The organism is Paenibacillus ferrarius, from assembly GCF_002027705.1.
Taxonomy (GTDB): Bacteria; Bacillota; Bacilli; order Paenibacillales; family NBRC-103111; genus Paenibacillus_E; species Paenibacillus_E ferrarius.
Map to the genome: position 1 here is coordinate 1 of NZ_MBTG01000068.1, position 9,168 is coordinate 9,168.

Here is a 9,168-nt window from a genome sequence, read left to right on the forward strand (position 1 = left end):
TAAAAGAGGTGTCTGATGGCTCTGGATGACTATTTACAGAAGTATTTTCCCAACCTAATGCTTTGCCCACCTCTTTTCTATAATTGGGACTATGGCATTCGTTTTGAACTTGGAAACCCACCGCTGTTCAAGGTTGATAAAGCATTATATATGGAACAAGTTTATGATAGGGCACTTAGTATCTACAGGTATTTACATAAAGCTAATGATGAAATATATATTGTATCTAATGCACATTTTGCTGATGAACCAAATCCATTAAGACGAAAGCCCAAGGTTTATAGAAGATATATTAATAATAAAGATGTACTGAAATGCTTACAGCACAAAGTAATTCCTTATGTTTTTGCTAATGTTTATGAGATAGATGATTTTGAAACACATCGGTTCATTTTAAAGTGTTACGGAAGGAACATTAAGTATGGAAGTTTGATTAAGGCAATATGTAATAATGATGTTGCAATCAGACCTTTGATTTATCATGATGTTTTTTTGTCAATATTTCCGCAGGAACTATATTTCATGTATATGATGATAGGGGATGTGATGTAGTCGCTTCATCAAAAGAAGCGTTGATAAACATCTATCGAGATTATCATGAATGGATATTAAAATACGATAGAGCAAGAATTGACCCAATACTAGCTAATTGCAACATATGACAATGTATTCCTTAAACCTGGCTGCCGCCGCGAAACGAGTGGCAGCCTCATTAAGCTATCGGGCAGGAAAGTGCGAATAGGTTGTGGGACAAATATTACTGCATAAGGAGGTGCAATATATGCTGTCCATTTATGACATCAAGTTCTTGTCAACCGACATAAGAAGTATCGGGTGACAAGAACATTATCTCATTAATTACCGCGTAAATCGCGGTTTTTTTATTTTATGGGATCAAGTTCTTGTCACGAGCCAATGACAAGAACTTGATCCCATTCCCGATTTTAACAAGAACTTGATCTCATTCCCGACAGATGGGTTCGGGAGTGAATGAGGTGGATATAGAAATACCTGGAAAGGATACCTATGATTGAACCGAGGGACGGGCAGTATAGTTGAATATATCCCAATTTAATGGTAGTATATTTATTAGGTGTCACCTAATTTAATTAGGTAATAACTAACAAAAACGAGGGGTGTTCGACTTGCTCGAATGGATGTTGAGAAAAATAATGGCTGACAGAGGTATATGGTCAGGTGCAGCATTGGGGCGTCTTTTAAATGAAAAGGCAGACTATAATCTTTCTGCACCTTCCATCAGTGCTTTATTATCAGGAAGCCCGAAACAAATGAAGGCAGACACTCTTGATGCATTATGTACAGCTTTAGAATGTAATCCAAATGACTTATGGGTCCATACTCCATCATCACGCACAAAGGGTGCTTAACAATGACTATAAAGGCTATTTTGCCGTTCGGAGATCCTATTCTTCGAAAGTTTTCTAAGCCAGTTGAAAACATTACTCCAAGAATTATAAAACTTCTTGATGATATGACTGAGACACTCTATGCTTCGGATGGTCGAGCTGGCTTAGCCGCTCCTCAAGTCGGGATTCTAAGAAGAGTTATTGTTATGGATTGCGGTGAAGGTTTAATTGAGCTAATTAATCCCGAGATAATTTATCAAAGCGGGGAACAAGTAGGACCTGAGGGATGTTTATCCTATCCGGGTTACGCAGGTGTAGTGAGAAGATCTCAGTCAGTAAAAATAAAAAGTTTAACTAGATCCGGTTCAGAGTCTATTATTGAAGGTGAGGGGTTACTTGCAAGATGCATCCAACACGAAATAGATCATTTAAATGGAATTCTCTACATAGATCACATTAAAGATGGTTTCTTTTATAATGAGGAAACTAATATGAGGGCGAATCTGCTTGAAGTGACTAAGTTAACATATAACAATTAGCTTTATAGATGGAATTCAACTAACGGGACACGTTAGTTGAATAACAACAGCGGCAGTCTAAGACTTATTTTTCAAGTCTTGGTCCGCCGCTGTATCTTTTAATGGAGCAGTCTAAAACTTATTCTTCAAAAGCTTTCCTTTTTTCAATTCAAAAGCTGAGTCAAATCAATGACTCCTGTCTAATACTTTATTTTCACCGAACATTTATACAATATTTCAGTAGCTCAAGTAGCACCATGCTTGAGCTATTTTTTGTTAGATGATGGTAGAAATTGTCGATTACAGAAGGGCTTTTGTATGTGTTTATCGATAGAAAAAGTAAAGAGTCTTATGATCTAAAGTTATGGTGGGGAGTGCAGATATCAAATAAAGGGGGAATCTTTTTGGTAAAGATAGATACCATATTTGAAACTTTTTGAGTCAAGTAAACAAGATATTTTGCAAAAATCATTAATCTATTTCCTGAAAGCGTTGGCTAAACGACATCCTATCTGGACTTGGAACATGTACTTTTCGAGATACGGGGTATGCTGTCGAAGCTGTATCGATATATCAGAGCCATCGGTGCACGTCCGCTTAACAGAGAGCGGCAGGCCTTCCCGGATTTGAATATGATCTGATCATTAAGACTTTTAAATATTACAATTCTTGTAAAGTAGCAACAAGATATTAAGGAGAAATTATATATGGATCTATTTAGATTAAAAGAAAAAAAGGAATGAATGAAACTGTTTTTTCACTTAAATCTATGAGAAAAAGTCTCTGCGGGACTCTAATCTCGTTAATAGCAATGTTTTGTTTTTTTATCTCCCCTTGGACGCTGCGGTGGGATCGGGTACGATAACATTTAGTAGTAGTACGGGTATCAGTGGTCCGACAGATACAGACGGACAGGGCGGATCGACAGATATTGCAAATATTGTTATTCAGATATCTCCCACTGATACAAATGCTAATATTCCAAGTGGATTTAACATGAGTATCACGATAATACAACTTGGGGTGTTCCCGCTATAGTTACACCAAATGATTCTAGAGGTGAATCATATTATGGAATATCTATAAAAAGTTCGTCTTCTGTTAAATTTTCTATGTCTTCTTTGGATTTTCACGATTGGGGGCTATGGGATGGAGGTACATATTATATCCAGTCGTAGTCACAATATTCCTCCTCAACCAACCGGATGATAAGCATTAATACTTAATTTCAATATTTACCAGTATTTCCCTGTTACTTTAAGTTTAATTTATTCTTTACATTTGATTCCCCAAAAAGATTCGGACAAATATGCTGACGTAACCGAATCAACAAATAGATTGACGATCCCTTGCACTTAGGAAAATAATAGTTTTAATAGAGAGAGAAACTGGGGGAGGCGTTCGCATGAGTTACCGTGCTACATTAAGTGCTCTTAGCATTGTTGTGGTTTGCTTTGTTATATACATCGCATTCTTCCACCACTATGATCCAACGGAAAATAATCTCTTTGCATACGAGCTGAAGAAACAGGGGGAACAATCACAGCAGCGATTGGAAGTAGCTCTGGTGTTTTTGAAAAATAAAGAATATGAGAACGCAAAGAACGCTGTTTTGCTGGATTTCGACCATTTCAAAAATGCGGACTCGGGTCTATATCAAACAGAGCGCAGCGTGTACGATTACACCATTTTTATGCTCGCGGCGGATAACGACCCAATAACAAAGTACTCGTATATCCAATTCGCAAAGCCAATTGAGGGAGTTTTGACTCAACAGCAACTTGACCAATACATTGCAGAGTGGAAGCCGAAGTCGGAAGCAGCATCTATGAATGTTCAAAAGCAAATCGACGAAGCGTTAGCTGGATTGTCTTCGGAGGAGAAGTCGTTCGTCAAAGGCTATGTAATTGGTTCAATCAACGGAAAAAAACTAGACCCAAACGTGGTGGCTGCGCAAGCGACAAATGGTACGGTCGAGCAAGCCAAGAAAAAAGTGGAAAAGTGGATGCACGATCCATCCATTTTGGAGGCAATTGAAAAATACAAAAACGTGAGCATGAAATATGAATCAAAATAAAACCGCACTCGTCTATAATTCTGCTCGTAAACAGGCAAAAGCCCGACCTCATGCGGTCGGGCTACTGGCGGTGGAGGAGAGCAAATTTGCCCCCTCCTTGACATGCTGACAATAATATTATGCTCCCAGCTGAAGACTTAACATCGAGGCTTCAACCTTTATTTCGATTCTCCGCTTTACCACTACCGATGATACGGTTCAAACACAAAGTACAGTTTGACCATAAGATATACATCAGTATATAAAGACAAAGCCACTCCTGACAATGGAGTGGTTTTCTTTGGATAGAACTTCTCTTAATCTTGCTATCCAGAATTGGCAAGACAAAGATGCTGTGCAAGTCGACGATCGGAAAGGATGATCACGAGATTGGGGCCAGGTCGTCGTACAGCATACAAGGATAGCGGGATGTGTGATGCACAACAACCGGTGATTCAAGTTAATGGTTTCATCTGAAAGGGCAGAGCAATAGCGAAAGGACCTATCCCAGCAGTTCTTTGGCTCCGTTCACCACTAAGGGCAAAGACTGTTTAACGAATGATTCCGCACTTATTAGACGCCCCTCTTTGTTCCAAACGTAAGCCGTCCCGTACATCCCCCAACTTAACATGATAGAAGCTGTATTTATTAAGAATTGCGCGTTTGGAGTCGATAGCATCTTGTCTTTGTCTATAAAGGAAAGAAGTATCGTTTGAATTTTTTCCTTTATTTGAATTTCGAATACAGGTACAAGCGATGTATTTCTTCTTTTGCACATAGTACAGCAAATGCAGATCTGTTTATCACGAACGATCAACGACTCGAAATTGTGAAGGAAATAAAATGTGTGTCGTTGGGCCAACTATAAGATGATAAAATGGATAATTAAGCTCTCCTGTCCATTAGCTCAACGTACGAGATGTCAAAGAAAGGGAGAGCCAGGCGCATGAAACCCATATGTATCCGCGGAGCAAGACTGCATAATTTGAAATCTCTCACTATGGAAATTCCGAAGGGACGGTTTGTCGTCATTACTGGGGTGAGTTGCTCTGGAAAGTCGACACTAGCCTACGATTTCCTCTACCGTGAAGGAAGACGCAGATACGATCTCGCGGTCGGTGCGGCCCATTTTCGGAAGAGGACGGTTTCGACAAAATGACTGGTTTTGTACCAACAGTGGCAGTAGAACAGCGGATCATCCGGCAGACGAACCCTCGAAGCTTGGTAGGGACACGTACCAGAATTGGGCAAGAAGCTCGGGATGTGACCATCGAGGGATTGCATTTCAGTGCATGCAGAGAAGGTTGATTTGCGTTCGGATCCGTTTCAGCATCCCGCGCAGATTGGGTTCTACATCAATTATACGATCTGATACCTCATCCCAGAAATGCGCTTGTTCCCGTAATGTTTTTTCGCGCTCGTAAACAATGGATCCGTCGTTCCTTATATCGAAGTTCATATGTCCAATATATTCAGTAGAGGCGGCTGGCATACTGAATCAGCTTTTTCTGAGATGGCGATCGGACATGTGATTGGCTTGAAGGATGCGGTATACGAATTGGGCTTACGAGGAATGAAGCAATATTTGGATGGAAAAACAGCAGAAATTAACGTGCGAGGAGCAAATGGATGAATGCAGATGTCTTGTTTAACAAATTCCCAATCATTCAATCGGATAAATTGCAGCTAAGGGAAATTATAGATTCCGATACGGAGGCTGTTCACCGTATATACAGCAATGCTGAAGTATTCAAATTTTGCGGAATTATTCCTAAGAAGGATATTCATACAGTACGGAGCATGATCACGCATTTTGATAGAGACTATGTAAAGAAAAAAAGAATTAAGTGGGGCATTTGTGAGATTAAGAGCCCAGATAAAGTGGTTGGTATTGCAGAAGCCATGGAATTTAACTCGCAAATCAATACAGCGACAGTTGGATATTTTTTGAATCAATCTTATTGGAATCAAGGAATAGCAACTGAGGGGCGTTACGTACTTTGGTTGAATTCCTGTTCTTAGAAGCGGTTTTGAATCGAGTTCAGGCCGAGGTCATGCTGGAGAACGGTGTCTCCAAACAGGTACTGCTCAAAAATGGGTTTTTAAAAGAAGGAACCTTGCGGCAGGCGAATATATGGAGTGGAAAAGGATTGGTCGATTTAGATATATTCAGTATTTTAAAAGAAGAGTACTTGGGACCAAATGGAGACAGAAAGTAGCTTTTATCCATTTGGTGATTAAGCGTTGAGGAGGAATAGTTTGAATAAAATTGAAGTGTTCAATGCAAGAATCCATAACCTGAATCACATCAATATTGAAATTCCAAAGTATAAATTTATTGTGGTAACTGGCGTTAGCGGGTCAGGGAAGTCCAGCTTTATTTTTGATACTCTTCACAAAGAGGGCCAGCGGCTTTACTTGGAAGCGATGGGGATTAGTCACGGTATCTTTAATTATGATGAGTTTGATCTAATACAAGGTAGCGAAGGATTGATCTCCATACCAATACGAAGCAAATAAAATGAATAAAATTAATAGAAAAGATTTTGATAACGCGCGCATAAAGTCCTCCCGAATTTTTATTTTATTTCTGTTGCAGAGTATATAATTCCCAATTTATCAGTTAACAATCTACATATCATACTTGAATCGACATATAACTAGTTCCACATCTCTATAGCTAGAATGTCTGTCGTTAAGGGGTTTAGACGACAAGGTCTTGCACAGGTTCTGATTAAGGAGATTGAAAAAAAAGCATTATTAGCAAGCTTACCATAAATTGGTTTTAGAAACTAATATCACTTGGTCGGATGCCATAAAATTCTATGAATTAAGCGGATTTAACGAAGATTATAAGGATGATTCCCGAGTGCATATGTATAAGGATCTTTTAGATTAATCCATGGAATTGGATGTGTCTTCCTCATAGTCGCCAGAGGCTCATCGCTATGTAGATAAAGGGCACAAAAAAGGAAAAGGTAGTCATCATTTTAAATGGAGACTACAATCTCCGATTAAACTTTTCCACAAAATGATCAATAATGGGATCTATTTTGGAATCATCGACGAGAGGCAGTTTTTCGGCTTTGAAAAATTGCATTTTTTTGAATTGGTAGTAATCGTTGAGCACCTGTCTGATGGAGACTTGGTTATAAAGCAAATATTTCGCATTGATAATTTCCCGCAGCAAAAGATTGTCTTGAAGCAGCATAAAATTTTCGTTGATCAGATTGAAAATGCCCTTGTTTTTCCCGTCTCGATAAAATTCCAAGATCTGTTGTTCGCGTTTGGTTAAAGCGGCTTTCAATTGATCGTACAAATCCGGATATGCGGTTTGAAGTTCCTTAAGAAATACATCTGTAATGGTCCCGACGAGCGAAACGGTTTGTCCAAACAAACGCTGAAACCAAGCTGCAAACGATGCCTCATCATCCTCAGGGGTCCGCTCTTCCAGCGTCTCTATATAATCCACAAAGACTTGGACTACACCCTCTATAACTTCCTCTTTTGAAGAAAAATGCTTATACATGGTGGCTCTACTAACGTCCATATGTTTGGCAATGTCATCCATCCTCAAATGTTGAAAGCCGTCCTTCATGACGGATGAAACTAATTTTTTTAGCAGCTTGATTCGGCTTTTGTCTAGCTGGTCATCCGTATGTGTGCTCATGTATTTCCTCCTAAAAGATCCTCTTCTTTCTAATTATACATGAAAAACAATGCTGTAGGCAAAAGGCATAAAAAAGAGTTACTACTCAGCACCTTATTCAAATTCTAAAATTTGGTTTAATAGATAGTAACCAATACTTTAGAGTGAACGAGGTGAGAGGCATCATGAATATAGAAGAAATTGATCGGATTATGCTCAGTGACTTGGCATCCATTAAGTCACTCATCCTGTCTCTGGTTGCCAAGGTTGAGCACCTCGAAAACGAAAATAAGGAGCTTAAGCGGCAACTTGGCCAAAACTCGCAAAACAGCAGCTGGCCGCCGTCTAGTGACCTGAAGCGTGAACCTAAGAATCACCGGAAGTCCGGCGGAAAAAAGGGAGGACCTGTCGGCCATAAAGGGCATACCCTTTCTTGCATAGACGATCCCACTACAACCATTATTCATCCGGTTTTAGTCTGTGAGAACTGTGCGGTCTCACTTGAGGACGTCGCATGTCTAGGGTATGAGCGTCGACAGGTTTTTGACATCCCTGTTCCTGTCATGGAGGTGACGGAGCACCGAGCCGAGAAGAAAAAGTGCCCATGTTGCCACACCTTGCAGAAAGGCATCTTCCCTAAAGGCGTCCATGCACGTGCCCAATACGGTGAGCGGTTCACTGCTGTAGCCGCTTATTTGCATACGCACCAAATGCTCCCGCTTGCTCGCACAACCGATCTTCTTCATGTGTTGACGGGGTGTCGGCCAAGTCAGGCAACACTTCTTTCAAGTATCCGTAAAATGGCTGAAAGCTTACTTCCCTACGAAGAGGTCATTCGTCATAATCTCCTTGCCAGTCCCGTAATCCATGCCGATGAAACGGGCGTGCATGTAGACAAAGAGGGACACTGGGTTCATGTGAACAGTACGAAGAACTGGACCTTGCTTGGTGTCCATTCTAGCCGCGGAACCGCGGGGATGAAGTCGCTAAACGTACTGCCTTCCTATACGGGTACAGTGATCCACGACTTTTATGGGCCGTATTTTAAACAGGATAAAGACTTTACCTTCAAACATGCCTTATGCAATGCCCATTTATCTCGGGAGTGCAAAGGGATTGAGGAATATGACGGGCATCGATGGGCCAGCGCTATGCTCACACTGCTGCATACAAGCTGGTCCATCACCCGCAAGACCAGAAAATTAGGTAGGCCACTTACCGAAACAGCCATCGGCAACTACGAACGACGGTATGAGATGATTCTAGAGATGGGAAAGGTCGAGCTCGAAAAGGAGCCCCTGCTCCAATCAGGGCGCAGGGGAAAACCGCGTAAGAGTAAGGCCGCAAATCTTTGGGCACGATTCCGTGACCACAAGGAAAGTATCTTGGGGTATCTTCGAGATGCCAATATTCCCTTTGATAATAACCAAGCCGAACGTGATCTTCGCATGATTGCCGTTAAGCGGAAAATATCCGGCTGTTTTCGTTCGGAAACGACCCCGGGCTTCTTTGCGACCATCCGAAGCTTTATCTCCACGTTGATTAAACAAAATCATCCTATTCTTACATCACTGAAAT

The 9,168-nt window shown here is 40.7% G+C and carries 8 protein-coding genes and 3 pseudogenes; 9 read left to right on the forward strand and 2 right to left on the reverse strand.

The window, feature by feature from the left end:
• The first annotated feature begins 57 nt into the window (after positions 1-57).
• The 4 genes and pseudogenes from BC351_RS38845 (at position 58) to BC351_RS38865 (ending at position 3,962) form a co-directional block, all read left to right on the forward strand.
• A pseudogene (locus tag BC351_RS38845) lies at positions 58-662 on the forward strand (DUF3885 domain-containing protein).
• Between the two features lie 483 nt (positions 663-1,145).
• Positions 1,146-1,388, forward strand: a complete 243-nt coding sequence (locus BC351_RS38855; RefSeq protein WP_079421052.1) for a helix-turn-helix domain-containing protein — start codon at positions 1,146-1,148, stop codon at positions 1,386-1,388.
• Between the two features lie 2 nt (positions 1,389-1,390).
• Positions 1,391-1,906 carry a peptide deformylase gene (gene def / locus BC351_RS38860; RefSeq protein WP_079421053.1) on the forward strand — a complete coding sequence of 172 codons (516 nt, stop codon included), beginning with the start codon at positions 1,391-1,393 and terminating at the stop codon, positions 1,904-1,906.
• A 1,384-nt stretch (positions 1,907-3,290) separates the two neighbouring features.
• A complete protein-coding gene (locus tag BC351_RS38865; protein WP_079421054.1) occupies positions 3,291-3,962 on the forward strand; it encodes a hypothetical protein in 672 nt (223 codons plus the stop codon).
• Positions 3,963-4,443: 481 nt separating this feature from the next.
• Here BC351_RS38865 and BC351_RS38870 read toward each other — a convergent pair.
• Positions 4,444-4,722: pseudogene (locus tag BC351_RS38870) on the reverse strand (TetR/AcrR family transcriptional regulator); the annotation flags it as partial.
• Between the two features lie 165 nt (positions 4,723-4,887).
• Here BC351_RS38870 and BC351_RS41935 point away from each other — a divergent pair.
• From BC351_RS41935 to BC351_RS38885, 4 genes and pseudogenes are all read left to right on the forward strand, one after another.
• Complete coding sequence (locus tag BC351_RS41935; protein ID WP_144028674.1) at positions 4,888-5,100, forward strand: hypothetical protein; 213 nt, start codon at positions 4,888-4,890, stop codon at positions 5,098-5,100.
• Between the two features lie 288 nt (positions 5,101-5,388).
• Positions 5,389-5,574: a type II 3-dehydroquinate dehydratase gene (locus tag BC351_RS38875; protein WP_279628411.1), complete on the forward strand. Its 186-nt coding sequence runs from the start codon at positions 5,389-5,391 to the stop codon at positions 5,572-5,574.
• Positions 5,571-6,160: pseudogene (locus BC351_RS38880) on the forward strand (GNAT family N-acetyltransferase). Before BC351_RS38875 ends, BC351_RS38880 begins: the two are co-directional and overlap by 4 nt.
• 40 nt (positions 6,161-6,200) lie before the next feature.
• A complete protein-coding gene (locus BC351_RS38885) occupies positions 6,201-6,461 on the forward strand; it encodes a hypothetical protein (RefSeq protein ID WP_079421056.1) in 261 nt (86 codons plus the stop codon).
• A gap of 481 nt (positions 6,462-6,942) precedes the next feature.
• Here BC351_RS38885 and BC351_RS38890 read toward each other — a convergent pair whose 3' ends face one another.
• Positions 6,943-7,611: a TetR/AcrR family transcriptional regulator gene (locus BC351_RS38890; RefSeq protein WP_079421057.1), complete on the reverse strand. Its 669-nt coding sequence runs from the start codon at positions 7,609-7,611 to the stop codon at positions 6,943-6,945.
• Between the two features lie 164 nt (positions 7,612-7,775).
• On the opposite strand from BC351_RS38890, the gene tnpC reads away from it, so the two are divergent.
• On the forward strand, positions 7,776-9,168 hold a 1,393-nt coding region (gene tnpC, locus BC351_RS38895), incomplete at its 3' end, for an IS66 family transposase (RefSeq protein WP_079417895.1).

What these genes read in the sequence shown, in the direction of transcription:
- def (WP_079421053.1), top strand. Translation starts at nt 1,391, where the DNA reads ATGACTATAAAGGCTATTTTGCCGTTCGGAGATCCTATTCTTCGAAAG.
- BC351_RS38865 (WP_079421054.1), top strand. Translation starts at nt 3,291, where the DNA reads ATGAGTTACCGTGCTACATTAAGTGCTCTTAGCATTGTTGTGGTTTGC.
- BC351_RS41935 (WP_144028674.1), top strand. Translation starts at nt 4,888, where the DNA reads ATGAAACCCATATGTATCCGCGGAGCAAGACTGCATAATTTGAAATCT.
- BC351_RS38890 (WP_079421057.1), bottom strand. Translation starts at nt 7,611, where the DNA reads ATGAGCACACATACGGATGACCAGCTAGACAAAAGCCGAATCAAGCTG.